Annotated in this window: 20 protein-coding genes, 3 rRNA genes and 1 pseudogene; 17 read left to right on the forward strand and 7 right to left on the reverse strand. The window is 69.3% G+C overall.

All coding sequences use genetic code 11. The annotated features are described in order from the left end of the window. Positions 1-19: 19 nt before the first annotated feature. Positions 20-259 carry a chaplin gene (locus tag SMD11_RS25630; RefSeq protein ID WP_087928690.1) on the forward strand — a complete coding sequence of 80 codons (240 nt, stop codon included), beginning with the start codon at positions 20-22 and terminating at the stop codon, positions 257-259. A 210-nt stretch (positions 260-469) separates the two neighbouring features. After that, the gene (locus SMD11_RS25635; protein ID WP_087928691.1) at positions 470-736 is read left to right on the forward strand and encodes a chaplin; all 267 of its coding nucleotides are present in this window, start codon (positions 470-472) and stop codon (positions 734-736) included. A gap of 83 nt (positions 737-819) precedes the next feature. Here the strand turns inward: SMD11_RS25635 and SMD11_RS25640 are convergent, their stop codons facing one another. Then, positions 820-1,626 carry a hypothetical protein gene (locus tag SMD11_RS25640; protein WP_087928692.1) on the reverse strand — a complete coding sequence of 269 codons (807 nt, stop codon included), beginning with the start codon at positions 1,624-1,626 and terminating at the stop codon, positions 820-822. Between the two features lie 110 nt (positions 1,627-1,736). Between SMD11_RS25640 and SMD11_RS25645 the strand changes: the two genes are divergently transcribed. From SMD11_RS25645 to SMD11_RS25660, 4 genes are all read left to right on the forward strand, one after another. After that, entirely contained in the window at positions 1,737-2,528 is a 792-nt protein-coding gene (locus SMD11_RS25645) for an ABC transporter ATP-binding protein (RefSeq protein ID WP_087930729.1), read from the forward strand. Between the two features lie 67 nt (positions 2,529-2,595). Beyond that, a complete protein-coding gene (locus SMD11_RS25650) occupies positions 2,596-3,018 on the forward strand; it encodes an NfeD family protein (RefSeq protein ID WP_087928693.1) in 423 nt (140 codons plus the stop codon). Positions 3,019-3,122: 104 nt separating this feature from the next. Next, positions 3,123-4,076: an SPFH domain-containing protein gene (locus tag SMD11_RS25655; protein ID WP_087928694.1), complete on the forward strand. Its 954-nt coding sequence runs from the start codon at positions 3,123-3,125 to the stop codon at positions 4,074-4,076. Positions 4,077-4,162: 86 nt separating this feature from the next. After that, positions 4,163-4,933 carry a sulfite exporter TauE/SafE family protein gene (locus SMD11_RS25660; RefSeq protein WP_087930730.1) on the forward strand — a complete coding sequence of 257 codons (771 nt, stop codon included), beginning with the start codon at positions 4,163-4,165 and terminating at the stop codon, positions 4,931-4,933. Between the two features lie 93 nt (positions 4,934-5,026). On the opposite strand, the gene SMD11_RS25665 is transcribed toward SMD11_RS25660, so the two are convergent. Both SMD11_RS25665 and SMD11_RS25670 read right to left on the reverse strand, forming a co-directional pair. After that, positions 5,027-5,539 carry an HNH endonuclease gene (locus tag SMD11_RS25665; RefSeq protein WP_087930731.1) on the reverse strand — a complete coding sequence of 171 codons (513 nt, stop codon included), beginning with the start codon at positions 5,537-5,539 and terminating at the stop codon, positions 5,027-5,029. A gap of 420 nt (positions 5,540-5,959) precedes the next feature. Then, positions 5,960-6,499 carry a YbhB/YbcL family Raf kinase inhibitor-like protein gene (locus SMD11_RS25670; protein ID WP_087928695.1) on the reverse strand — a complete coding sequence of 180 codons (540 nt, stop codon included), beginning with the start codon at positions 6,497-6,499 and terminating at the stop codon, positions 5,960-5,962. Between the two features lie 95 nt (positions 6,500-6,594). Between SMD11_RS25670 and SMD11_RS25675 the strand changes: the two genes are divergently transcribed. Together SMD11_RS25675 and SMD11_RS25680 are read left to right on the forward strand one after the other, a co-directional pair. Further along, a complete protein-coding gene (locus SMD11_RS25675; RefSeq protein WP_418952480.1) occupies positions 6,595-7,053 on the forward strand; it encodes a ribonuclease domain-containing protein in 459 nt (152 codons plus the stop codon). Further along, positions 7,050-7,481 carry a barstar family protein gene (locus SMD11_RS25680; protein WP_087928696.1) on the forward strand — a complete coding sequence of 144 codons (432 nt, stop codon included), beginning with the start codon at positions 7,050-7,052 and terminating at the stop codon, positions 7,479-7,481. The genes SMD11_RS25675 and SMD11_RS25680 overlap by 4 nt, the downstream gene beginning before the upstream one ends. 42 nt (positions 7,482-7,523) lie before the next feature. Here the strand turns inward: SMD11_RS25680 and SMD11_RS25685 are convergent, their stop codons facing one another. Then, a complete protein-coding gene (locus tag SMD11_RS25685; protein WP_087928697.1) occupies positions 7,524-8,306 on the reverse strand; it encodes a sporulation protein in 783 nt (260 codons plus the stop codon). A 64-nt stretch (positions 8,307-8,370) separates the two neighbouring features. Here SMD11_RS25685 and SMD11_RS25690 point away from each other — a divergent pair, with 64 nt between their 5' ends. From SMD11_RS25690 to SMD11_RS35980, 6 genes and pseudogenes are all read left to right on the forward strand, one after another. Further along, entirely contained in the window at positions 8,371-9,039 is a 669-nt protein-coding gene (locus SMD11_RS25690; protein ID WP_087928698.1) for a DNA-3-methyladenine glycosylase, read from the forward strand. Between the two features lie 546 nt (positions 9,040-9,585). After that, positions 9,586-11,109: ribosomal RNA gene (locus SMD11_RS25695) — 16S ribosomal RNA — on the forward strand. A 275-nt stretch (positions 11,110-11,384) separates the two neighbouring features. Continuing rightward, positions 11,385-14,510, forward strand: a 23S ribosomal RNA gene (locus SMD11_RS25700). Positions 14,511-14,619: 109 nt separating this feature from the next. Continuing rightward, positions 14,620-14,736, forward strand: a 5S ribosomal RNA gene (rrf, locus tag SMD11_RS25705). Together the 16S, 23S and 5S rRNA genes form the textbook arrangement of a ribosomal RNA operon. A gap of 141 nt (positions 14,737-14,877) precedes the next feature. After that, positions 14,878-15,846 (forward strand): annotated as a pseudogene (locus tag SMD11_RS35975) (hypothetical protein); the annotation flags it as partial. A 465-nt stretch (positions 15,847-16,311) separates the two neighbouring features. Then, entirely contained in the window at positions 16,312-17,163 is an 852-nt protein-coding gene (locus SMD11_RS35980) for a tetratricopeptide repeat protein (protein ID WP_234366464.1), read from the forward strand. A gap of 100 nt (positions 17,164-17,263) precedes the next feature. Here the strand turns inward: SMD11_RS35980 and SMD11_RS25715 are convergent, their stop codons facing one another. Then, complete coding sequence (locus SMD11_RS25715; protein WP_087928700.1) at positions 17,264-18,562, reverse strand: DUF1015 family protein; 1,299 nt, start codon at positions 18,560-18,562, stop codon at positions 17,264-17,266. Between the two features lie 75 nt (positions 18,563-18,637). On the opposite strand from SMD11_RS25715, the gene SMD11_RS25720 reads away from it, so the two are divergent. After that, positions 18,638-19,669: an HAD-IIA family hydrolase gene (locus SMD11_RS25720; RefSeq protein WP_087928701.1), complete on the forward strand. Its 1,032-nt coding sequence runs from the start codon at positions 18,638-18,640 to the stop codon at positions 19,667-19,669. A gap of 221 nt (positions 19,670-19,890) precedes the next feature. Here SMD11_RS25720 and SMD11_RS25725 read toward each other — a convergent pair whose 3' ends face one another. Both SMD11_RS25725 and SMD11_RS25730 read right to left on the reverse strand, forming a co-directional pair. Continuing rightward, the gene (locus tag SMD11_RS25725) at positions 19,891-20,763 is read right to left on the reverse strand and encodes a siderophore-interacting protein (RefSeq protein WP_087928702.1); all 873 of its coding nucleotides are present in this window, start codon (positions 20,761-20,763) and stop codon (positions 19,891-19,893) included. Between the two features lie 47 nt (positions 20,764-20,810). Continuing rightward, the gene (locus SMD11_RS25730; RefSeq protein ID WP_087928703.1) at positions 20,811-21,872 is read right to left on the reverse strand and encodes an ABC transporter substrate-binding protein; all 1,062 of its coding nucleotides are present in this window, start codon (positions 21,870-21,872) and stop codon (positions 20,811-20,813) included. A gap of 65 nt (positions 21,873-21,937) precedes the next feature. Between SMD11_RS25730 and SMD11_RS25735 the strand changes: the two genes are divergently transcribed. Together SMD11_RS25735 and SMD11_RS25740 are read left to right on the forward strand one after the other, a co-directional pair. Further along, a complete protein-coding gene (locus SMD11_RS25735) occupies positions 21,938-22,987 on the forward strand; it encodes a FecCD family ABC transporter permease (protein WP_418952481.1) in 1,050 nt (349 codons plus the stop codon). Continuing rightward, positions 22,984-24,060 (forward strand): FecCD family ABC transporter permease, encoded by a 1,077-nt coding sequence (locus SMD11_RS25740; RefSeq protein WP_087928704.1) that lies wholly within the window; start codon positions 22,984-22,986, stop codon positions 24,058-24,060. The genes SMD11_RS25735 and SMD11_RS25740 overlap by 4 nt, the downstream gene beginning before the upstream one ends. Positions 24,061-24,176: the final 116 nt, after the last annotated feature.

Below are 24,176 nucleotides of genomic sequence, written 5' to 3' on the forward strand. Positions count from 1 at the left end.
CAGGAAGGTCACAAGAAGAGTGAAGAACATGAAGAAGGCCGCTGCTGTCACGATCGCCGCCGGCGGTCTCGCCCTCGCGGGCGCCGGTGCGGCCTCCGCCCACGCCCAGGCCGACGGCCACGCCCAGAACTCCCCGGGCGTCGTCTCCGGCAACGTCATCCAGGTGCCCGTCAAGGTCCCGGTGAACGTGTGCGGCAACACCATCAACGTGGTCGGCCTGTTCAACCCGGCCGTCGGCAACCACTGCGTCAACAACTAAGCAACCGCTCCCCCGCTCCGCGGGGCTGCCCAGCAGTTGCAGCCGGTCTGCCTGGCTCCGACACCACGTAGCCGGGCAGACGAGGGCGATCAATCGTCCGAAAGAGGGCAAACACCGCCGATGGCCGTGCCATCGGCGGTGCGCTGGCGTTCATCACTACGCGACCCCGCGGCTGGGGTCGTCAAGGACATCAGCAGAAGGAAGACCCTCATGAACAGTGTCAAGAAGGCCGCCGTCGTCATGGCCGTGTCCGGCCTGGCCGCCGGTGCCTCTGTCAGCGCCGCGACCGCCAACGACGACGGCCCTCGTCACAAGGGTGCCATCGCCCACGGTGTCGCCAAGGGCTCGCCCGGTGTCGTCTCCGGCAACGTCATCCAGGTCCCGGTCCAGGTCCCGCTGAATGTCTGCGGCAACACCATCGACATCCTCATCGGGCTCCTCAACCCGACCTTCGGCAACACCTGCGTCAACGCCTGATCCTCCGGGCCGACGCGCACGACGTACACGCGGTACGGCGAAGGCCCCGCGGACCCCGGTCCGCGGGGCCTTCCCCGCTTCGGTCAGCGCGAGCCGCGCTCCCGCTCCTCCACCATGGCGTTGTACGCGGCCACCTGCGCCCGCCGGGCCGTCCGCTCCACCGGGCGCAGCGCATGGGCCCGGGCGGCCATCTCCGACGCGCTCACGGCGCCGCCGTGCTCCCGGCCCTCGTGGCCCCCCGGGGCGTAGGCGATCGAGATCAGCGCGCCCACCCGCTGCGCCAGCTCCAGCACCCGCACCGCGCGCGGCGGATAGCCCGGGGCCAGCACCTCGCGCCCGGCCTCCGCCCGCGCCCGGTAGGCCTCCAGGGCGGCCTGCGCCACGGGCCCCGAGCCGGCCACGTCCAGCCGGGTGAGCACCTCGGTCGCCTCCCGGAGCGCCTCGGCGAGCTCCCGCTCGGCCTCGCCCAGCGAGGGCACGTCGGCCGGCGGCGCGTCCCGCACGGCCATGCAGTGCCACTCCACCTCGACGTGCACATCGCCCTCGGGCCCCGCCTCGTACACCTCCGGCACGAGCCCGAGCGCGGCCCCGGTGGCGACGACCGCCTCCTCGGCCTCCAGCGCACGCGCGTTGAACTCCGGCGGGCCGGTCAGCCCCAGCAGGTGGCCGGGGACCGGAAGCGCGAGCCGCAGACCGGTCGCCCCGAGGGCGCGGAGGCGGCCGAGCGCCAGCGTGAGGCCGACGGGACCGGACTCGCCGGGCAGGCCGGTGACGCGGTGCGCGGCGTCGTCACCCTTGATGTGATGGGCTACGTCATCGGGTGAGGCAAATCCGGCAATGAGGGCATTTCCCCATGCGGTGAGCCGCCCTGAGCGGTGTTCATCCAGCATGGGCACCAGCCTAAGGACTGGTGCCGACAACCGGTGGCGTAGGTTTTCCCTAGGGGGCTTCGCCTACAGGCGCAAGCGACGACGACACTGCAATGGGAGACAACGCGCTCATGAGCGAAGTGCTGGAACTGGTGGACGTATCCGTGGTCCGCGAGGGCCGGGCTCTGGTGGACCAGGTCTCCTGGTCGGTCAAGGAAGGGGAGCGCTGGGTCGTCCTCGGCCCCAACGGCGCCGGTAAGACCACTCTTCTGAATGTCGCCTCCAGCTACCTCTTCCCGACCACGGGCACCGTCAAGGTCCTGGGCGAGAAGCTCGGCGCGGTGGACGTCTTCGAGCTCCGCCCCCGGATCGGCGTCGCGGGCATCGCCCTCGCCGACAAGCTGCCGCGCAACCAGACCGTCCTCCAGACCGTCCTCACCGCCGCCTACGGCATGACGGCCACCTGGCGCGAGGACTACGAGGAGGTCGACGAGCAGCGCGCCCGCGCCTTCCTCGACGTGCTCGGCATGACGGAGTACCTGGACCGGAAGTTCGGCACCCTCTCCGAGGGCGAGCGCAAGCGCACCCTCATCGCCCGCGCGATGATGACCGACCCCGAGCTGCTGCTCCTCGACGAGCCCGCCGCCGGCCTCGACCTGGGCGGCCGCGAGGACCTCGTCCGCCGCCTCGGCCGGCTCGCCCGCGACCCCCTCGCGCCCTCCATGCTCATGGTCACCCACCATGTCGAGGAGATCCCGGCCGGCTTCACCCACGTGCTGATGATCCGTCAGGGCAAGGTGCTCGCGGCCGGCCCCGTCGAGCTCGAGCTCACCTCCCGCAACCTCTCGCACTGCTTCGGCCTCCCCCTGGTCGTCGAGCGGCGCGGCGACCGCTTCACCGCCCAGGGTCTGCCCCTGTCCTGACCCCGCGCGCCCGCCCGGCGCGCCGCGCGCACTGTCCGGCCACGGCCACCGCCCCTACCATGAACACGTGGACACTTGGGTGTGGTGGCTCGTGGCCGCCGTCGGACTGGGCATCCCGCTGGTCGTCACCGCGATGCCCGAGTTCGGGATGCTCGCGGCAGGCGCCGTCGCCGCCGCCGTCACCTCGGCCCTCGGCGGTGGGGCGGTGGCGCAGTTCATCGTCTTCGCCGTCGTCTCGGTCGCCCTCATCGCCGTCGTGCGGCCCATCGCCAACCGCCACCGCGACCGGCGCCCGGAGCTGGCCACCGGGGTGGACGCGATCCGCGGCCGGCAGGCCGTCGTGCTGGAGCGGGTCGACGGCCAGGGCGGCCGCGTCAAGATCGGCGGCGAGATCTGGTCGGCGCGCTCCCTCGACACCGAGCGCAGCTTCGACCCCGGCCAGCAGGTGGACGTCGTCGAGATCGACGGCGCGACGGCGGTCGTCATGTGACCGCCCGTCGCACGGAGCGCCATCTGCCCCAAAGCCTGCACGGCGACGGCGTGTTCTGAAAGACTCAGGAATTCGATCAACCACAACAGGCGCGGGGAGCCACGATGGAACCGATCATCATCGTCCTGATCATCTTGGTGGTGCTCGTCTTCATCGCCCTGATGAAGACGGTGCAGGTCATCCCACAGGCCAGCGCCGCGATCGTCGAGCGCTTCGGCAGGTACACCCGGACGCTCAACGCCGGACTGAACATCGTCGTCCCCTTCATCGACTCCATCCGCAACCGCATCGACCTCCGTGAGCAGGTCGTGCCGTTCCCGCCGCAGCCGGTGATCACCCAGGACAACCTGGTCGTCAACATCGACACCGTCATCTACTACCAGGTGACCGACGCCCGGGCCGCCACCTACGAGGTCTCCAGCTTCATCCAGGCCATCGAGCAGCTCACTGTCACCACCCTGCGCAACATCATCGGTGGCATGGACCTGGAGCGGACCCTCACCTCCCGCGAGGAGATCAACGCCGCCCTGCGCGGCGTCCTCGACGAGGCCACCGGCAAGTGGGGCATCCGCGTCAACCGCGTCGAGCTCAAGGCCATCGAGCCGCCCACCTCCATCCAGGACTCGATGGAGAAGCAGATGCGCGCCGACCGTGACAAGCGCGCCGCCATCCTCACCGCCGAGGGCATCCGCCAGTCGCAGATCCTCACGGCCGAGGGCGAGAAGCAGTCCGCGATCCTGCGCGCCGAGGGCGAGGCCCGGGCCGCCGCCCTGCGCGCCGAGGGCGAGGCCCAGGCCATCCGCACGGTCTTCGAGTCCATCCACGCCGGTGACCCCGACGAGAAGCTGCTCTCCTACCAGTACCTCCAGATGCTGCCGAAGATCGCCGAGGGTGACGCCAACAAGCTCTGGATCGTTCCCAGCGAGATCGGCGACGCCCTCAAGGGCCTCAGCGGTGCCGTCGGCAACTTCGGCCCCATGGGCCCGCCGCGCCCGAACAGCTCCGACGCCCGGCCGGCCAAGGAGTCGCCCCGCCGGGAGGCACCCCCCATCGACTGACGAGCGCCCCCTCTCCTGCATGATCAGCGTGGCCCCCCGACCTTCCACGGCGGGGAGGCGACACCCTGACCATGAAGGAGATGGCCTTGTCCATCTGGGAAGCACTCGCGGTCTTCGCCGCCGGCATCGGCGCGGGCACCATCAACACCATCGTCGGATCGGGCACCCTCTTCACCTTCCCGGTGCTCCTCGCGATCGGCCTGCCGCCGGTCACCGCCAACGTCTCCAACACCCTCGGCCTCGTCACCGGCAACATCAGCGGAGCCATCGGCTACCGCCGTGAGCTCCGGGGCCAGCGCGGCCGCCTCGTACGCCTGGGAGGCACCGCGCTCGTGGGCGGCCTCGCCGGAGCGATCCTGCTCCTGGCGCTCCCGTCGGAGGCCTTCGACGCGATCGTGCCCGTCCTCATCGGCCTCGCGCTCGTCCTGGTCGTCCTCCAGCCGACCCTCGCCAAGGCCCTCGCCCGGCGCCGCGAACGCCGCGGCACGGCAGCCGCCCCGACCGACGGCGGCCTCGCCCTGCTCCTCGGCCTGCTCCTCGCGAGCGCGTACGGCGGCTACTTCGGCGCGGCCCAGGGCGTCCTCTACCTCGCCCTCATGGGCCTGCTGCTCGACGAGGACCTCCAGCGCGTCAACGGCATCAAGAACGTCCTCGCGCTCGTCGTCAACGGCGTCGCCGCGGTGTTCTTCCTCTTCGTCGCGGACTTCGACTGGACGGCGGTCCTGCTCATCGCCGCCGGCTCCGCGCTGGGCGGCCAGATAGGCGCGAAGGTGGGACGCGGGCTGCCGCCGGTGGCGCTACGGGGGGTCATCGTGGCGGTGGGGGCCGTGGCCATCACACAGATGCTGCTGAAGTAGCCGGTTGTTTCCTCATCGCCGGCCGGGCCGGGAATCAGCCCGGCCGACGATCGAGGACACCGCGCGTCAGCGCGGAAAGGGGGCCCGGGGACGTCAGCCCCCGGGCACGGGAAGGGGCGGGGCGAGGAAAAGCTCCTCCCGCCCCGACAACCCCACCGCCAGCACCATCGCATCCCCCGGAGACGGCTCGAACGGCAGCGCCAGCATCCGCATCCCCGCCTGCTCGGGCGTCCGGTCCGCCTTCCGGTGGTTGTCCTCCGCGCACGCCGCCACCGTGTTCAGCCAGCTGTCCTCGCCCCCACGCGAGCGCGGCACCACGTGGTCCACCGTCGTCGCGCGCCGCCCGCAGTACGCGCAGCGGTGCCGGTCCCGTACGAGCACGCCTCGCCGGGACCAGGGGGCCCGTCTTCGGAACGGCACCCGTACGTACCGGCAGAGCCTGATCACCTGGGGCACCGGCACTTCGACCGTCGCGCCCCGCACCCGGAGCTCCGGCCGGGCCCGCTCGACGACGGCCTTGCCCTGGAGCACGAGCACCACCGCCCGTCGCAGCGACACCGTCGCCAGCGGCTCGAAGCTCGCGTTGAGAACCAGCGTGTCCCGCATGCCGTCCACCTCCCGGACCGTCCCCGCCCCAGCGGCGAAGTGGCTCAACTGTGCCTTCGGGCACGGCCGGAAACAACGCAATTTCCTTGAAAGGAAAGGAAGTTGAAAGAGGATGAGGAGGCGGTGAGGCCGAAGGACGGGAGCCGCGGCGGGAAAGCGCCCGCAGGGCGAACGGGGGCGACGCTCCGGGCCCTTCCCCCGTGGTGACGCACGGGCCCGGAGCGTACGGCAGCGGACGCGGCCACCCGGCCCAACACCCGGCTCCGGCAGGCGGCCGGAGCGCGAAAACGCCCCGCCGCCCCCGCCACTGCGGTGCCCACTGCCCGACGGCCATGCGGAGCCGTCAGCCATGCACCACTCTGCGATCCGGGGCGGCGGGGCGCAACGGATTTTCCGGTCGCCCGCCTCGCTCCGCGGGCCTCAGCCCGCGGCCGGCACCTCGTACTCACCGATCAGCTGGGCCCGGCCCAGGGAGTGGAACCGCAGGTTGAAGCCCACGACCGCCGGCGAGGCGGACTCGTCCGGGCCCAGCTTCTCCTGATCCACCGCGTACACCGTGAACACGTAGCGGTGCGGGCCGTCCCCGGGCGGCGGCGCCGCGCCGCCGAAGTCCCGCGTGCCGTAGTCGTTGCGCACGTGCACCGCGCCCTCGGGCAGCCCCTTCATGCCGCCCGACCCGGCACCGGCCGGCAGCTCCGTCACCGAAGCGGGGATGTCGAAGAGCACCCAGTGCCAGAAGCCGCTGCCGGTCGGGGCGTCCGGGTCGAAGCATGTGACGGCGAAGCTCTTCGTCTCCGCCGGGAAGCCCTCCCAGCGCAGCTGCGGCGAGACATTGCCCTCGGCGAACACCTGGGCGCCGGCGAGCTTCCCACCCTCCGTCAGGTCCTCGCTCACCACCGTGAACGACGGCACCGGCGGGTGGAAATCATGGGGGAGCGGCGGACGCTTCTGCTCGGACACCTCGACGCCTCCTGGAATACGCGGAACTACCCGCGGAACAGTGAAAGCGCCAGCCTAACCAGGCACGGGCGGCCCGGGCTGAGACGATACGAAATGTGCTTCGACTGCTTGGACCATTCGGACGACGACCGGCCGGCCGCACCCTGCGCGCGCTGACCGTCCTCCTCGCCGCCCTCCCCCTGCTCCTCCTGCCCGCGTGCTCCTCCGACGGGAAGAAGGGCGGCGGCGGATCCACCTCGGCCGCCGCCACGCCCGTCCCCTCCTGGGCCAAGGGCATGAAGACCGTCTCCCGGGACCGGCTGCCCGCCGAGGCCCGCAAGACCCTCGACCTCATCGACAAGGGAGGACCGTTCCCCTACGAGAAGGACGGCACCGTCTTCGGCAACTACGAGAACCGGCTGCCGAAGCAGACCCGCGGCTACTACCGCGAATACACCGTCCCCACCCCCGGAGCCCGCAACCGCGGCGCCCGGCGCATCATCACCGGCACACACGCCGAGCGCTACTACACCGGTGATCACTACGAGACCTTCGAAGCGGTGGTACAACCATGACCGGCCTGCTGCCCGCGCCCGGACTCACCGGGCTCCTTCTCGGCACCACCCCGCCCGGCATCTACCGGCTGCCCCCGGCCGACACGGCCGCCCGCGTCACGGCTCTCGCCGCCGAGGCCGAATGGCGGTCGGCCGCGCTGCACCTCGGCGGGGTGACGACCAAGAGGGCCTTCCTCGACAGGTGCGCGACCGACCTGGAGTTCCCCGAGTGGTTCGGGCGCAACTGGGACGCCCTCGCCGACTGCCTCACCGACCTCTCGTGGTGGCGGGAGGAGGGCAAGGCCCGCGGCTATCTGCTGGTCACGGAGGACTGGGACACCTTCCGCAAGGCGGCCCCGAAGGACGCCCGCACGGCCGAGGCGATCTTCGGCGACGCCGTCGACCACTGGGCCGACGCCGAGTCGCCCCTGGCCGTGCTGCTCGGCTGAGCCACCGCGGGCCGGGGCACGGCCCGCGGCGGCCCCGGCCCGTCAGAGCCAGTTGCGACGGCCGCCGACCTCGGCGAGCCACTGGTTGAGGTAGGCGGCCCAGTCCGTCTGGCCGTAAGCGTGCAGGTCGACCGTGAAGGACCGGTACGTGTCGCTGCCCTCGGTGAACAGCCCCGGCTTCTTGTCCATCTCCAGCACGACGTCCATCTCGCGGTCGTCCGCGACGAAGGACAGCTCGACCTCGTTCAGCCCGCGGTACTGCGACGGCGCGTGGAACTCGATCTCCTGGTAGAAGGGCAGCCGCTGCCGCGTGCCACGGATGTGCCCCTTCTCCAGGTCGGCGGCCTTGAAGCCGAAGCCCAGCTGACCGAAGGCGTCGAGGATGGCCTGCTGCGCCGGCAGCGGGTGCACGTTCACCGGATCGAGGTCGCCGGAGTCCACCGCGCGCGCGATCGCGAGCTCCGTGGTCACCCCGACGTTCATACCGGTGAGGTGCCGGCCCAGGAAGGTGGTGATCGGCGTCTCCCACGGGATCTCCAGCCCGAACGGCACCGTGTGCACCGCCCCGGCCCGCACCTCGAAGGCACCGCCCAGCTGTACGCGCGTGAACTCGACGTCCTGCTTGTACTCCTCCTCGCCGCCCTCGACCTCGACCCGCGCCTGGAGCCCGACGGAGAGCCCCTGGATCTGCTGCGCGACCGATCCGCCCTGGATCCGCACCTCACCCTGGACGACGCTGCCGGGGACGACGTTCTCCTCGAAGAGCACCGTCTCGACGGAAGCGCCTCCGGCGCCGAGGCTCGCCAGCAGTTTCTTGAAACCCATGCTTCCTCTTCCTCCCCGGGTCCGCGTGGCGGACCCTTCCCACACTCGATTACGCTCGATCGGCATGATCGCCGCGCCTGACCGTATGCCAATCGCCCGGCACTTCTTCGACCGTCCCGTCCTGGAGGTCGCCCCGGATCTGCTGGGCCGCACCCTGGTCCGCACGGGCCCGGACGGGCCGATCGAGCTCCGCATCACGGAGGTGGAGGCCTACGCGGGCCAGGCCGACCCCGGATCGCATGCCTACCGGGGCCGGACCGAGCGGAACGCCGCGATGTTCGGACCGCCCGGCCACGCCTATGTCTACTTCATCTACGGCATGTGGTTCAGCCTGAATCTCGTATGCGGCCCGGAAGGCACGGCCAGCGGAGTGCTGCTGCGCGCGGGAGAGGTCATCAAGGGAGCGGATCTCGCCTGGGCACGCCGCCCCAAGGCACGTAAGGACCGCGAGCTGGCCCAGGGGCCTGCCCGCCTGGCCACGGCCCTCGATGTGGACCGGGGCCTCAACGGCGTCGACATCTGCGCCGGCCCGGACGCCCCGCTCGGGGTGCTCAGCGGCCACCCGGTTCACCCGGACCGGGTGCGTAGCGGCCCGCGCACGGGGGTAGGAGGCGAGGGAGCGACGCACCCGTGGCGCTTCTGGGCGGACGGGGATCCCACGGTCAGCCCGTACCGGGCCCATGTACCGCGCCACCGGGGCGCGAAGGCGGGCAGGACGGTGCTTGACTCCTGAGCGCGGAAGACCTAACGTAGCCCGAGCCGCTTGAGACGGACGCGCTGTGTGCGCGATCCGAGAGGGCGGCACTCTCACTACTACGAGGTCGCCCCTGACCGGGGTCATATTTCGCTGTGCCGAAATATGGCGCCGATCGGCTCGATTAGGAGCCGACAGGGAAAGCCGCTAAAGTAGTGAACACCCCGCCGACAGGGGATCGGAAACAAAATTCCAGCCGGAAACGGCACGGAAAAGGATCTGATAGAGTCGGAACACGAAATACCGAAAGGAAGCGCCCGGAGGAAAGCCCGAGAGGGTGAGTACAAAGGAAGCGTCCGTTCCTTGAGAACTCAACAGCGTGCCAAAAGTCAACGCCAGACTATAAAATACCCCGTCCTCGACCGTTTGGTCGGGACGCGGTTCCTTTGAAAAGTCCTGTGAGCCTTTCGGGGCTGGCAGGCAACAACACAGCGAGGACGCTGTGCACGACTGGACTTATTCCGTCCGGTTGTGCCGCTCTCGTGTGTGTGCACCGGCTGTATTAATTTACTGGCCGAGTAAACATTCACGGAGAGTTTGATCCTGGCTCAGGACGAACGCTGGCGGCGTGCTTAACACATGCAAGTCGAACGATGAAGCCCTTCGGGGTGGATTAGTGGCGAACGGGTGAGTAACACGTGGGCAATCTGCCCTGCACTCTGGGACAAGCCCTGGAAACGGGGTCTAATACCGGATAATACCTGCCGAGGCATCTCGGTGGGTTGAAAGCTCCGGCGGTGCAGGATGAGCCCGCGGCCTATCAGCTTGTTGGTGGGGTGATGGCCTACCAAGGCGACGACGGGTAGCCGGCCTGAGAGGGCGACCGGCCACACTGGGACTGAGACACGGCCCAGACTCCTACGGGAGGCAGCAGTGGGGAATATTGCACAATGGGCGAAAGCCTGATGCAGCGACGCCGCGTGAGGGATGACGGCCTTCGGGTTGTAAACCTCTTTCAGCAGGGAAGAAGCGAAAGTGACGGTACCTGCAGAAGAAGCGCCGGCTAACTACGTGCCAGCAGCCGCGGTAATACGTAGGGCGCAAGCGTTGTCCGGAATTATTGGGCGTAAAGAGCTCGTAGGCGGCTTGTTGCGTCGGATGTGAAAGCCCGGGGCTTAACCCCGGGTCTGCATTCGATACGGGCAGGCTAGAGTGTGGTAGGGGAGATCGGAATTCCTGGTGTAGCGGTGAAATGCGCAGATATCAGGAGGAACACCGGTGGCGAAGGCGGATCTCTGGGCCATTACTGACGCTGAGGAGCGAAAGCGTGGGGAGCGAACAGGATTAGATACCCTGGTAGTCCACGCCGTAAACGTTGGGAACTAGGTGTTGGCGACATTCCACGTCGTCGGTGCCGCAGCTAACGCATTAAGTTCCCCGCCTGGGGAGTACGGCCGCAAGGCTAAAACTCAAAGGAATTGACGGGGGCCCGCACAAGCAGCGGAGCATGTGGCTTAATTCGACGCAACGCGAAGAACCTTACCAAGGCTTGACATATACCGGAAACGGCCAGAGATGGTCGCCCCCTTGTGGTCGGTATACAGGTGGTGCATGGCTGTCGTCAGCTCGTGTCGTGAGATGTTGGGTTAAGTCCCGCAACGAGCGCAACCCTTGTTCTGTGTTGCCAGCATGCCCTTCGGGGTGATGGGGACTCACAGGAGACTGCCGGGGTCAACTCGGAGGAAGGTGGGGACGACGTCAAGTCATCATGCCCCTTATGTCTTGGGCTGCACACGTGCTACAATGGCCGGTACAATGAGCTGCGATACCGTGAGGTGGAGCGAATCTCAAAAAGCCGGTCTCAGTTCGGATTGGGGTCTGCAACTCGACCCCATGAAGTTGGAGTTGCTAGTAATCGCAGATCAGCATTGCTGCGGTGAATACGTTCCCGGGCCTTGTACACACCGCCCGTCACGTCACGAAAGTCGGTAACACCCGAAGCCGGTGGCCCAACCCTTGTGGAGGGAGCCGTCGAAGGTGGGACTGGCGATTGGGACGAAGTCGTAACAAGGTAGCCGTACCGGAAGGTGCGGCTGGATCACCTCCTTTCTAAGGAGCATATAGCCGACTGCGAGCGAATGACTCGCACGGTTGCTCATGGGTGGAACGTTGACTATTCGGCACGATCCGGTGGGATCACTAGTACTGCTTCGGCGTGGAACGTGAATTTCATCTGGGTCGGGCCGGGCACGCTGTTGGGTGTCTGAGGGTACGGACTTCGGTCTGAACCTTCTCACGCCGGCCCCGGTGAACTCCACTGCAAGGTGGGGGTGATGGGTGGCTGGTCGTTGCTTGAGAACTGCACAGTGGACGCGAGCATCTGTGGCCAAGTTTTTAAGGGCGCACGGTGGATGCCTTGGCACCAGGAACCGATGAAGGACGTGGGAGGCCACGATAGGCCCCGGGGAGCTGTCAACCAAGCTTTGATCCGGGGGTGTCCGAATGGGGAAACCCGGCAGTCGTCATGGGCTGTCACCCGCTGCTGAACACATAGGCAGTGTGGAGGGAACGCGGGGAAGTGAAACATCTCAGTACCCGCAGGAAGAGAAAACAACCGTGATTCCGGGAGTAGTGGCGAGCGAAACCGGATGAGGCCAAACCGTATGCGTGTGATACCCGGCAGGGGTTGCGCATGCGGGGTTGTGGGATCTCTTTTTCACAGTCTGCCGGCTGTGAGACGAGTCAGAAACCGTTGGTGTAGGCGAAGGACATGCGAAAGGTCCGGCGTAGAGGGTAAGACCCCCGTAGCTGAAACATCAACGGCTCGTTTAAGAGACACCCAAGTAGCACGGGGCCCGAGAAATCCCGTGTGAATCTGGCGGGACCACCCGTTAAGCCTAAATATTCCCTGGTGACCGATAGCGGATAGTACCGTGAGGGAATGGTGAAAAGTACCGCGGGAGCGGAGTGAAATAGTACCTGAAACCGTGTGCCTACAAGCCGTGGGAGCGTCGCGCATCGAGCTTGCTCGGTGCGTCGTGACTGCGTGCCTTTTGAAGAATGAGCCTGCGAGTTTGCGGTGTGTTGCGAGGTTAACCCGTGTGGGGAAGCCGTAGCGAAAGCGAGTCCGAATAGGGCGATTGAGTAGCGCGCCCAAGACCCGAAGCGGAGTGATCTAGCCATGGGCAGGTTGAAGCGGAGGTAAGACTTCGTGGAGGACCGAACCCACCAGGGTTGAAAACCTGGGGGATGACCTGTGGTTAGGGGTGAAAGGCCAATCAAACTCCGTGATAGCTGGTTCTCCCCGAAATGCATTTAGGTGCAGCGTCGTGTGTTTCTTGCCGGAGGTAGAGCACTGGATAGGCGATGGGCCCTACCGGGTTACTGACCTTAGCCAAACTCCGAATGCCGGTAAGTGAGAGCGCGGCAGTGAGACTGTGGGGGATAAGCTCCATGGTCGAGAGGGAAACAGCCCAGAGCATCGACTAAGGCCCCTAAGCGTACGCTAAGTGGGAAAGGATGTGGAGTCGCAGAGACAACCAGGAGGTTGGCTTAGAAGCAGCCACCCTTGAAAGAGTGCGTAATAGCTCACTGGTCAAGTGATTCCGCGCCGACAATGTAGCGGGGCTCAAGCGTACCGCCGAAGTCGTGTCATTCCAGCACATACCCCCAACGGGGGCTGGGATGGGTAGGGGAGCGTCGTGTGCCGGGTGAAGCAGCCGCGGAAGCGAGTTGTGGACGGTTCACGAGTGAGAATGCAGGCATGAGTAGCGATACACACGTGGGAAACGTGTGCGCCGATTGACTAAGGGTTCCTGGGTCAAGCTGATCTGCCCAGGGTAAGTCGGGACCTAAGGCGAGGCCGACAGGCGTAGTCGATGGACAACCGGTTGATATTCCGGTACCCGCTTTGAAACGCCCAATATCGAATCAGGCGATGCTAAGTCCGTGAAGCCGCCCCGATCTCTTCGGAGTTGAGGGGAGTGGTGGAGCCGACGAACCAGACTTGTAGTAGGTAAGCGATGGGGTGACGCAGGAAGGTAGTCCAGCCCGGGCGGTGGTTGTCCCGGGGTAAGGGTGTAGGGCGCTGTCTAGGCAAATCCGGACAGCATGAAGCCTGAGACCTGATGCCGAGCCGATTGTGGTGAAGTGGATGATCCTATGCTGTCGAGAAAAGCCTCTAGCGAGTTTCATGGCGGCCCGTACCCTAAACCGACTCAGGTGGTCAGGTAGAGAATACCGAGGCGTTCGGGTGAACTATGGTTAAGGAACTCGGCAAAATGCCCCCGTAACTTCGGGAGAAGGGGGGCCATGTCCGGTGATGGAATTTACTTCCTGAGCTGGGTGTGGCCGCAGAGACCAGCGAGAAGCGACTGTTTACTAAAAACACAGGTCCGTGCGAAGCCGTAAGGCGATGTATACGGACTGACGCCTGCCCGGTGCTGGAACGTTAAGGGGACCGGTTAGCTTGGATTCGTCCAGGCGAAGCTGAGAACTTAAGCGCCAGTAAACGGCGGTGGTAACTATAACCATCCTAAGGTAGCGAAATTCCTTGTCGGGTAAGTTCCGACCTGCACGAATGGCGTAACGACTTCTCGACTGTCTCAACCATAGGCCCGGTGAAATTGCACTACGAGTAAAGATGCTCGTTTCGCGCAGCAGGACGGAAAGACCCCGGGACCTTTACTATAGCTTGATATTGGTGTTCGGTTCGGCTTGTGTAGGATAGGTGGGAGACTGTGAAGCATGCACGCCAGTGTGTGTGGAGTCGTCGTTGAAATACCACTCTGGTCGTGCTGGATGTCTAACCTGGGTCCGTGATCCGGATCAGGGACAGTGTCTGGTGGGTAGTTTAACTGGGGCGGTTGCCTCCTAAAGAGTAACGGAGGCGCCCAAAGGTTCCCTCAGCCTGGTTGGCAATCAGGTGTTGAGTGTAAGTGCACAAGGGAGCTTGACTGTGAGACCGACGGGTCGAGCAGGGACGAAAGTCGGGACTAGTGATCCGGCGGTGGCTTGTGGAAGCGCCGTCGCTCAACGGATAAAAGGTACCCCGGGGATAACAGGCTGATCTTCCCCAAGAGTCCATATCGACGGGATGGTTTGGCACCTCGATGTCGGCTCGTCGCATCCTGGGGCTGGAGTCGGTCCCAAGGGTTGGGCTGTTCGCCCATTAAAGCGGTACGCGAGCTGGGTTTAGAACGTCGTGAGACAGTTCGGTCCCTATCCGCTGTGCGCGTAGGAGTCTTGAGAAGGGCTGTCCCTAGTACGAGAGGACCGGGACGGACGAACCTCTGGTGTGCCAGTTGTCCTGCCAAGGGCATGGCTGGTTGGCTACGTTCGGAAAGGATAACCGCTGAAAGCATCTAAGCGGGAAGCCTGCTTCGAGATGAGGACTCCCTCCTCCTTTGAGAGGGTAAGGCTCCCAGTAGACGACTGGGTTGATAGGCCAGGTGTGGAAGACCGGTAACGGTTGGAGCTGACTGGTACTAATAGGCCGAGGGCTTGTCCTCAGTTGCTCGCGTCCACTGTGTGGTTCCCGGGTTGCGAACAGTCGCACCGGTTGAACCAGTTTCACTACTTAATTGAAGAGTGTGCTTGTTCGCTAGAACCCGATAGGGTTTCGGTGGTCATAGCGTTAGGGAAACGCCCGGTTACATTCCGAACCCGGAAGCTAAGCCTTTCAGCGCCGATGGTACTGCATGGGGGACCGTGTGGGAGAGTAGGACGCCGCCGAACAATCTTTCAAGGACCCCTGGTCCCAGCGTTCACGCTGGGACCAGGGGTCCTTTTTGTATTTCTGCTTGTTTTTTTCCGAAGCGCGCCGGTCAGCCGGTTGCGCGAGAATGACTGCGGTACCCGAAGACAGGAGTCACCTCGATGTCCACCAACTCTCCCGACGATCGATCGGGCGGCGAGCGCCGCGGAGGCCCTCGCGGGCCGCGCCGCGACGACTCGCGTGGCGGCTTCCGTCGCGACGACCGTCCGGCCTTCCGCCGCGACGACCGTGACGACCGTGGTGGCGACCGTCCCCGTGGCCCGCGCCGCGACGACGACCGTGGCGGCCGTCCCGCCGGCGGTGGCTACGGCCAGCGCCGTGACAATGACCGTGGTGGCCGTCCGGGTGGTTTCGAGCGCCGTGACGACCGCGGCGGTCGCCCGGCCGGTGGCGGCTACGGCGGCCCGCGCCGTGACGACGACCGCGGCGGCTTCCGCCGCGATGACCGTCGTGATGACCGTGGTCCGCGTCGTGATGACGACCGTGGTGGCCGTCCGGGTGGTTTCGAGCGCCGTGACGACCGCGGTGGCCGTCCGGCCGGTGGCGGCTACGGCGGCCCCCGTCGCGACGACGAGCGTGGCGGCTTCCGCCGTGACGACCGTCGCGACGACCGCGGTGGTTTCCGCCGCGACGACCGTGCCCCCCGCCGTGACGACGACCGCGGTGGCCGTCCGGCCGGCGGTGGCTACGGCGGCCCGCGCCGTGATGACGACCGCGGTGGCTTCCGCCGTGACGACCGTCCGTCCTTCCGTCGTGACGACCGTCGTGATGACCGTGGTCCGCGTCGTGATGACGACCGTGGTGGCCGTCCGGGTGGTTTCGAGCGCCGTGACGACCGCGGTGGCCGTCCGGCCGGTGGCGGCTACGGCGGCCCCCGCCGCGACGACGACCGTGGCGGCTTCCGCCGTGACGACCGTCGCGACGACCGTCCGTCCTTCCGTCGTGACGACCGCCGTGACGACCGTGCCCCGCGTCGCGACGACGAGCGTGGCGGTTTCCGCCGCGACGAGCGTCCTTCCTTCCCCCGTGACGACCGTGCCCCGCGCCGTGACGACGACCGCGGTGGCTTCCGCCGCGATGACCGTCGTGACGACCGCGGTGGTTTCCGCCGTGACGACCGCGCGCCCCGCCGCGAGGACGACCGCGGTGGCTTCCGTCGTGACGACCGTCGCGACGAGCGCCCCTCCTTCCGTCGTGACGACCGCCGTGACGACCGCGCCCCGCGTCGCGACGACGAGCGTGGCGGCTTCCGCCGCGACGACCGTCGCGACGACCGCGGCCCGCGCCGCGATGACGACCGCGGCGGCTTCCGCGGCGGCCGGGACGACCGCGGTGGCCGTCCCTCCGGCGGTGGCTACGGCCGCCGCGACGACCGTGGCGGCGCCCCCCGTGGCGGCCGTGACGACCGTTCCGGTGGCTACGGCCGCCGTGACGACCGTCGCGACGACCGCGGCGACCGCGAGCCGGTGAAGCGTCTGCCCATCCCGGACGACGTGACCGGCGAGGAGATCGACGCGGACGTCCGGCAGGAGCTCATGAGCCTGCCGAAGGGCCTCGCGGAGGAGGTCGCCCGCAACCTCGTCATGGTGGCGAACCTGCTGGACGAGGAGCCCGAGGAGGCGTACGCCTACTCGCGCATCGCCCTGCGCCTCGCCTCCCGCGTCGCCGCCGTGCGCGAGGCCGCCGGCTTCGCCGCCTACGCCACCGCCCGTTACACGGAGGCGCTCGCGGAGTTCCGCGCCGCCCGCCGGATGACCGGTTCCGTCGAGCTGTGGCCCGTCATGGCCGACTGCGAGCGCGGCATGGGCCGCCCGGAGCGTGCCCTGGCCATGGCCGGCGAGCCCGAGGTGAACAAGCTCGACAAGGCCGGTCAGGTCGAGATGCGTCTCGTCGCCGCCGGTGCCCGCAAGGACATGGGCCAGGCCGAGGCCGCCGTCGTCACCCTCCAGAGCCCCGAGCTCGCCTCCAACTCGGTCCAGCCGTGGACCGCGCGCCTGCGGTACGCCTACGCCGACGCGCTCCTGGAGGTCGGCCGCAAGGACGAGGCCCGCGAGTGGTTCGCCAAGGCCCTCGAGTCGGACCAGGGCGGCATGACGAACGCCTCGGACCGCCTCGCGGAGCTGGACGGCGTGGAGTTCACGGACGCCATGACCGCCGACGCCGAGACCGAGGCCGACGCCCCGGCCGAGGCCGTCGAGACCGTGTCCGCCGACGAGGACGTCGCGGAGGAGAAGGCCGACGAGACCGGCGAGGCCGTCGCCGAGGCCGTGGAGACCCCCGCCGTCGAGGTCCCGCAGTTCGTCGAGCCCGTCGTCGCCGAGAAGGCCGCCGACGAGCCCGCCGAGGAGAAGCCGTCCGAGGAGAAGTCCTCCGACGACAAGAGCTGAGCTCCGACGCCTCCGGGAGTCACATGAAAAGGCCCCCCTCACCGCGGGAACGCGGTGAGGGGGGCCTTTTCATGTCCTGACGCCCGCGCCGGCGGCGGCGTCAGTCCAGGGCCAGGCTCCGCAGGACCAGGCCGGTCGCCGGCTTCGGGCCGAAGGACGTCGACTTGCGCGGCATCGTCACGCCCTGCTCCGCGAGCTCCCGTACGACGTCCTCGCACACCGGGTGCATGAGGACCGCCGTGCCGCCGTGCCGCTCGGCCTGCTGGACCGCCGCCGCGGTCTCGTGGATGTACCCGATGTGCTCGGGGTCGTCCGGCACGTGCCAGAGGTGCTCCAGCAGGACGGCGTGCAGGACGGTCGCGTCCAGCCCGCGCCACGCGTCCGGACGGTCGGCCGGGACCACCCGGGCGAGGAGGGCCGGGTCCGGGCGGTCGATCAGGTGGAAGCGGCCGTCGCCCGCGAGGACGAAGGCGTTGCCGGGCTCCCCGGCCGCCTCCGCCAGCGCGTCCAGGGCCTGCGGCAACGGCCCGTCCAGACTGCGTACGCGGAACGCGCCGCCGAGCGCCGCGAGCGCGTCCGCGACCGGGAGCCGGTGCAGGAGGCGGTGGATCGCCCGTACGCGCAGCGGGTAGCGGGCGGTGTCCACGAGGAGGACCAGGCCGAAGTCCCAGGGGCCGGGGGCCGGTTGCTCGGCGCGCAGCCGCTGGTAGGTGGCCCAGCGGTGGTGTCCGTCGGCGATCAGGGCCCGCTGCCGGGAGAGGTCCTCGTCGATCAGGCGGAGCTCCTCCGGGTCCGTCACGGACCACAGGCGGTGGGCGTAGCCGTCCTCGGTGGTCGTGGAGAGCAGCGGCTCCCGGCCGATCACGCGGTCGATGACGCCCGCCGCGCCCTCCGGGCCGCCGGTGCCGCGGTACGAGAACAGCAGCGGTTCGAGGTTGGCGCCCGTGTCCCGCATCAGGGCGGCGCGGTCCTCGACGATGTGCGGCATGACGTCCTCGTGGGGGAGGACGGCGCCCTCCTCGCGCGGCGTGAGCCGCAGGGCGCCGATGAGGCCGCGCTGGAGGATGCCGTCACCGCGCTGCTCGTAGACGTACAGCGCCGGCTCCGGGTCCGGCGCGAGGACGTTCTCCTCCTGCCAGCGGAGCAGCGTCTCGGCGGCCTGCCGGTGGCGGTCGGCGGCCGTGGCGGCCTGCGGGAGGATCAGCCGGACGATGTTGTGCGGATCGGCCGTCTCCAGATGGCGCAGTCCGTCGGGCCGCACGACGACGTCGTACGGTGGGGAGGTGACGGCGGCGAGGCTGCCGACCCGCTCCGGGACGTAGCGCAGCCCTCGGAACGGGGCGAGTCGGAGTCCTTGCCCTGCTTTCCCTGCGAACCGTGCCTGTCCTGGAGTGCTCATTGGGAAATGTTATGTCTCACGGCCCGATGAGCAATGATCGCGGAAGAGACGTACAGCACAAGGAGCGAGCCGAACATGAACCAGACCGCCCGGACCCGGCCCGAGGGCAGTGAGCGTCCGCTGAGCGCGGCCTACGACACGGCGCTGCTCGACCTCGACGGCGTGGTCTACGCGGGCGGCGAGGCCATCGCACACGCGGTCGAGTCGCTGGGCACGGCGCGGGACGGCGGCATGCACCTCGCGTACGTGACGAACAACGCCGCCCGTACCCCCGAGACGGTCGCCGGGCACCTGACCGAGCTCGGGGTGCCCGCCGATCCGGCCGACGTGATCACCTCGGCGCAGGCGGTGGCCCGGCTGATCGCCGATCAGCTGCCCGCCGGGTCGCGGGTGCTGGTGATCGGCGCGGAGGGGCTGCGGGTGGCCCTGCGGGAGCGCGGGCTGGTGCCGGTGGACTCCGCGGACGACGACCCGGCCGCAGTGGCCCAGGGCTACGGCGGGCCGGACATGCCGTGGTCACGGCTGGCGGAGGCGTCGTACGCGGTGGCGCGGGGCGTGCCGTGGTTCGCGTCCAACACGGACCTGACGATCCCGAGCGCGCGGGGCATCGCGCCGGGCAACGGCGCGGCGGTGCAGGTCGTGCGGATAGCCACGGGCGCGGAGCCGCAGGTCGCGGGGAAGCCGCTGCCGCCGATGCACCGGGAGACCGTGCTGCGCACGGGCGCGGAGCGGCCGCTCGTCGTGGGGGACCGGCTCGACACGGACATCGAGGGCGCGTACGTCGGCGGCGTGGACTCGCTGCTCGTCCTGACCGGTGTCACCACGGCCGCGCAGCTGCTCGCGGCGGAGCCGAAGTACCGGCCGACGTATGTGGCGGAGGATCTGCGGGGGTTGCTGGTGGGGCAGCCGGCCGTTTCCGGGGACTCCGCCGGGGGGTTCGTGTGCGGGGGGTGGACCGCGGCGGTGCGTGACGGCGCTGTGGTGCTGGAGGGTGAGGGGGAGCGGGTGGATGCGTTGCGGGCGCTTTGTGCGGTGGCTTGGACGGCGGCGGGGGGCGGCTCTTGCGGGCTGGACGCGGGGGAGGTTTTGGGGCGGCTGGGGTGGTAGGGGGGTGACGGGTGCGGGTGGGTGCGGGTGGGTGCCGCTGCGCGGGGCCTGTTCCCCAGCCCCGCCCCTTCCCGAAACCGGGGAGATCCCCGGGCCCCCTTTTCCGCGCTCCGCGCGGTGTCCTCAAACGCCGGACGGGCTGAAATCAGCCCGTCCGGCGTTCGGGAAGGGGCGGGCTAGGGAAAGGCCCCGCGCAGCGGCACCCCACCGCACCCGCACCCTCAGGCCAGCTCCGCCAGCAGGTCCTCCTCCGACGCCCCGCGGCGCCAGTAACCCGTGAAGGTCACCGCCCGGCGGTCGAAGGCCCGTTCGCCCACCAGGTGGCGGCGGAGGGCGCGGACGCCGCCCGCCTCGCCGGCGATCCAGGCGTAGGGGGTTCCGGCGGGGAACTCCGCGGCGCGGACCGCGTCGAGCAGCGGGGTGGCCGAGGACCGGCCGCGGACCAGCCAGGTGATGTCCGCGTCGGCCTCCGTCGGGAGGTCCTGGATGTCGTCCGTGTGCGGGACCTCTATCCAGACCTTGGCCCGGCTGCCGGCCGGGAGCCAGGCCAGGGTGGCGGCCACCGCGGGCAGCGCCGTCTCGTCGGCGGTGATAAGCATCCAGTCGGTGCCCGCGGGCGGCTGGAAGTCGACGCCGCCGTTGTCCTCGACGACGGGGCACAGGACGGTGACGCGGTCGCCGGGGCGGGCGGCCTGGGCCCAGTTGGTGGCCGGGCCGCCGTGGCCGTTCGCGTCGGTGTGCACCGCGAAGTCGACGTCCATCTCCTCCGGTCCGTCCGGCCCGTGCCGCAGCGCCCGCACGGTGTACGTGCGGATGTACGCCCGTACGTCGGGGTCCATGGCCCGCCACTCCGCCCACCAGTTCTCGTCGCGGGCCTCGGGGAGCACCGGGGCGTCCTGGCCCGCGTGCGGCAGGAACAGCTTGAAGCGCTGGTCGCGGCCGCCGCTGACGATGTCGTGCAGGTCCTCGGCGCCGAAGGTGACCCGCATCATCGCGGGGCTGAGCCGCTCGGCGCGCAGGACGCGCAGATCGAAGAAACGGTACGGCAGTACGGGTTCGTCGGTCTGGACGGGACGGTCGGTCTGGACGGACATGGCGGGTTCCTCTCGGTCGTCGGCCGGGTGTGCCGGACGGACGGACGTCAGCTGACCTTCTCGGCCTTCTCGATGGCGGCGGCGAGGCGCTCGACGAGCGGCGCGCAGCCGGCGTACGAGTAGCGCGGCTCGCTGAGCCAGGGGGTGATCTGGCCGGCCTTGACGGCGGGCAGGCCGGCCCAGGTGGGCTTGGCCTCGAGGTCCTTGGGCTGGAGTGCGGCGGTGCGGTTGTCGAGGAGGATCACGTCGGCGGCGTACTTGCCGGCGTTCTCCCAGCTGAGGCTCTCGAAGAAGCCTCCGGTGACCTTGCCGGGGACGACGAACTCGACGCCGAGCGACCTGAAGTAGGCCAGGTCGGCGTAGACGGCCGGGTCGGAGACGTAGAGCAGGTCGGCCGAGCCGGAGGCGCAGAGGACCTTGAGGCCCTTCTTGTCCCGGGCGGCCTTGCGGAGCGTCTCGGACGCCTTCTCGAATCGGGCCTTCGCGTCGGTGACCTTCTTGGCCTTCAGGTCGGCGCCGAGGGAGCCGGCGAGCTCCGCGTAGCGCCCGATGACCTTGGTCAGGGACACCTTCGTGACGTTGATGCCGACGCTCGGGGCCAGGGCCAGGATCTTCTTCTTGCTGCCGTCCGGCACGTACCAGAGCTCGCTGCCCTGGAGCATGTTGGTGACCAGCAGGTCGGGGGCCAGGGCCGCGTACTTCTCGACGTTGAACTCGCCCCAGGCGTTGCCCAGGATCGTGACCTTGCCGATGTCGAGGTCGCCGGCCTGCGGGTCCGGCTTGCCGTCCTTGAGCTCGGTGGGGCCGAAGACGGCGGCGCACTCGAAGCCGAAGTCGTGCAGGGCGGCCGCGGTGCCGGTGAAGGCGACGACCTTCTTGGGGGTCTTCTTGGTCCGGGCGGTCTCGCCGCGGTCGTCCTTGAAGGTCCAGGAGCCCGAGTCGGCACCCGCCCCTGACGCCTTGTCCGCCTTGTCCGACGAACCGCCGCCGCACGCCGTGAGGAGGCCGCCGAGGCCGAGGGCGCCGCCGACGGCCAGCAGACCGCGCCGGGACGGGCGGGACGGGCCGCCGGAGCGGCCGGACGGGGAGGGCTGGGGGGAGGTGCTCATGGGGGTGCGCTTCTCTCGGAACTCACTAGGACGGGGGGGATCTCAGGGTAGGCTAACCTAACCCGGTGTTGGTCGAGAGTCTCCCCCGGTCCCAGGCGGCCCCGCCGGAACCCACGCCACGCGGCCGGAACGCGGTGCGCGCCGCGGGCCTGTCCGCCGCCGTGGGCGTGCTCCTGCTGGTCGTCCTCGCGAGCGTCGCCGTAGGCGCCAAACAGATTCCCCTCGACCAGGTCTGGCACGGTCTGTTCCACTTCACCGGCACGGACAGCGACGTGGTCGTCCGTGAGGTCCGGCTGCCCCGTACGCTCCTCGGCGTGCTGGCCGGTGCCGCGCTCGGGCTCGCCGGCGCCGTGATGCAGGCCCTCACCCGCAACCCGCTCGCCGAACCCGGCATCCTCGGCGTCAACGCCGGGGCCGCGGCGGCCGTCGTGTCCGCCGTCAGCTTTCTCGGCGTCACCTCCGTCGGCGGCTATGTGTGGTTCGCCTTCCTCGGCGCCGCCGTCGTCTCCGTGCTCGTCCACGCGCTCGGCGGCAGCCGCGCCGCCACCCCCGTCCGCCTCGCCCTCGCGGGCACGGCCGTGACCTACGCCCTCTACGGCTACGTCAACTCCGTCCAGCTCATGGACTCCGCCGCCCTCGACCGGATGCGCTTCTGGACGGTCGGCTCGCTCGCCTCCGCGTCCATGGACGTCATCCGGCAGGTCGCCCCGTTCATCGCCGCCGGCCTGCTGCTGGCCCTGGCGCTCGCCCGCCCGCTGAACGCGGTGGCACTCGGCGACGACACCGCCCGCGCGCTCGGCGCGAGCCCCGCCCGCACCCGCGTCCTCGCCATGACAGCCGTCACCCTGCTGTGCGGCGCGGCGACCGCCGCCTGCGGGCCGATCGTCTTCATCGGCCTGATCATCCCGCACCTCGTCCGCTCGCTCACCGGCCCGGACCTGCGCTGGATCCTGCCGTACGCGGCCGTGCTGGCACCGGTGCTGCTGCTCGGCGCCGATGTGATCGGACGCGTCGTCACCCGGCCCGGGGAGCTCCAGGTCGGCATCGTCACCGCGGTCATCGGCGGCCCCGTCTTCATCCACCTCGTCCGCCGCCGCAGAATGGCCCAGCAGTGACCGCCGCCTCCCGAGCCTCCCGAACTCCCCGTACCGGCACGACCGGCAAGACCCTGCGGACCCGCGGCGGGCTCTCCCTGCGCGTGGACCTCCGCGCGGCGGCCGTCGTCCTGCTGCTCCTCGCCGCCGCCGCGGCCGCGGCGATCGCGCTCATCGGCACCGGCGACTTCCCCCTCCCGCCCGCCGACGTGCTGCGCGCCCTCACCGGCGGCGGCACGCCCGCGCAGGAGTTCATCGTCCGGGACCTGCGGCTGCCGCGCGTCCTCGTCGGCCTGCTGGCCGGCGCCTCGCTCGGGCTCGCCGGCGCCGTCTTCCAGTCCGTCTCCCGCAACCCGCTGGGCAGCCCGGACGTCATCGGCTTCGGCCAGGGGTCGGCGGCCGGGGCGCTCGTCGTCATCGTGCTCTTCCACGGCGACCCCTTCGCCGTCGCGGCCGGCGCCGTGGCGGGCGGCGTCGTCACCGGGCTCGCCGTGTACCTGCTGGCGTGGCGCAAGGGCATCCACGGCTACCGCCTCGTGCTCGTCGGCATCGGCGCCGCCGCCGTGCTCACCGGCGTCCGCGACTACCTGATGACCAAGGCCGACCTCGTCGACGCCACGCGCTCGATGGTCTGGATGGTCGGCTCGCTCGACGGCCGCGACTGGAGCCAGGTGTGGCCCCTGCTGTGCGTGGCCGCCGTGCTCTTCCCCGTCCTGCTCGGCCACGGCCGGGCGCTGCGGATGCTGGAGATGGGCGACGACGCCGCCTGCGCCCTGGGCGTACGGGCCGAACGTACCCGGTTCGTGGTCATGGGCGCCGCCGTGCTGCTGACCGCCGCCGCGACGGCCGCCGCCGGGCCCGTCACCTTCGTCGCCCTCGCCGCGCCCCAGATCGCCCGGCGGCTGACCCGGGCGTCCGGGCCCAATCTGCCGGCCTCCGCCGGTACGGGCGCGGTGCTGCTGATCGGCGCGGACTGGGGCTCCCAGCGGCTCTTCGGGGCCGACCAGCTGCCCGTCGGAGCACTGACCGGCATGCTGGGCGGCTGCTATCTGCTGTGGCTGCTGTTCACCGAGCGCAAGGCGGGACGGATATGAGCGCCCGGGGCATGGGCGCACCGGGCGCGGGCACGTCCCGTGGGCGGGACAGGGGCGCGCGGGCCGCCGCGCGCGCGTCGTGCACGAACACCGAGCGTCGTACAGGTACACCGAGC

The sequence above is a fragment of the Streptomyces albireticuli genome (genome assembly GCF_002192455.1).
GTDB lineage: Bacteria > Actinomycetota > Actinomycetes > Streptomycetales > Streptomycetaceae > Streptomyces > Streptomyces albireticuli_B.

Excerpts from the sequence above, each read along its gene's own strand:
- SMD11_RS25635 (WP_087928691.1), top strand. The coding sequence starts at position 470 with ATGAACAGTGTCAAGAAGGCCGCCGTCGTCATGGCCGTGTCCGGCCTG.
- SMD11_RS25640 (WP_087928692.1), bottom strand. The coding sequence starts at position 1,626 with ATGCTGGATGAACACCGCTCAGGGCGGCTCACCGCATGGGGAAATGCC.
- SMD11_RS25645 (WP_087930729.1), top strand. The coding sequence starts at position 1,737 with ATGAGCGAAGTGCTGGAACTGGTGGACGTATCCGTGGTCCGCGAGGGC.
- SMD11_RS25655 (WP_087928694.1), top strand. The coding sequence starts at position 3,123 with ATGGAACCGATCATCATCGTCCTGATCATCTTGGTGGTGCTCGTCTTC.
- SMD11_RS25665 (WP_087930731.1), bottom strand. The coding sequence starts at position 5,539 with ATGCGGGACACGCTGGTTCTCAACGCGAGCTTCGAGCCGCTGGCGACG.
- SMD11_RS25680 (WP_087928696.1), top strand. The coding sequence starts at position 7,050 with ATGACCGGCCTGCTGCCCGCGCCCGGACTCACCGGGCTCCTTCTCGGC.
- SMD11_RS25685 (WP_087928697.1), bottom strand. The coding sequence starts at position 8,306 with ATGGGTTTCAAGAAACTGCTGGCGAGCCTCGGCGCCGGAGGCGCTTCC.
- SMD11_RS25690 (WP_087928698.1), top strand. The coding sequence starts at position 8,371 with ATGATCGCCGCGCCTGACCGTATGCCAATCGCCCGGCACTTCTTCGAC.
- SMD11_RS35980 (WP_234366464.1), top strand. The coding sequence starts at position 16,312 with ATGAGCCTGCCGAAGGGCCTCGCGGAGGAGGTCGCCCGCAACCTCGTC.
- SMD11_RS25715 (WP_087928700.1), bottom strand. The coding sequence starts at position 18,562 with ATGAGCACTCCAGGACAGGCACGGTTCGCAGGGAAAGCAGGGCAAGGA.
- SMD11_RS25720 (WP_087928701.1), top strand. The coding sequence starts at position 18,638 with ATGAACCAGACCGCCCGGACCCGGCCCGAGGGCAGTGAGCGTCCGCTG.
- SMD11_RS25725 (WP_087928702.1), bottom strand. The coding sequence starts at position 20,763 with ATGTCCGTCCAGACCGACCGTCCCGTCCAGACCGACGAACCCGTACTG.
- SMD11_RS25730 (WP_087928703.1), bottom strand. The coding sequence starts at position 21,872 with ATGAGCACCTCCCCCCAGCCCTCCCCGTCCGGCCGCTCCGGCGGCCCG.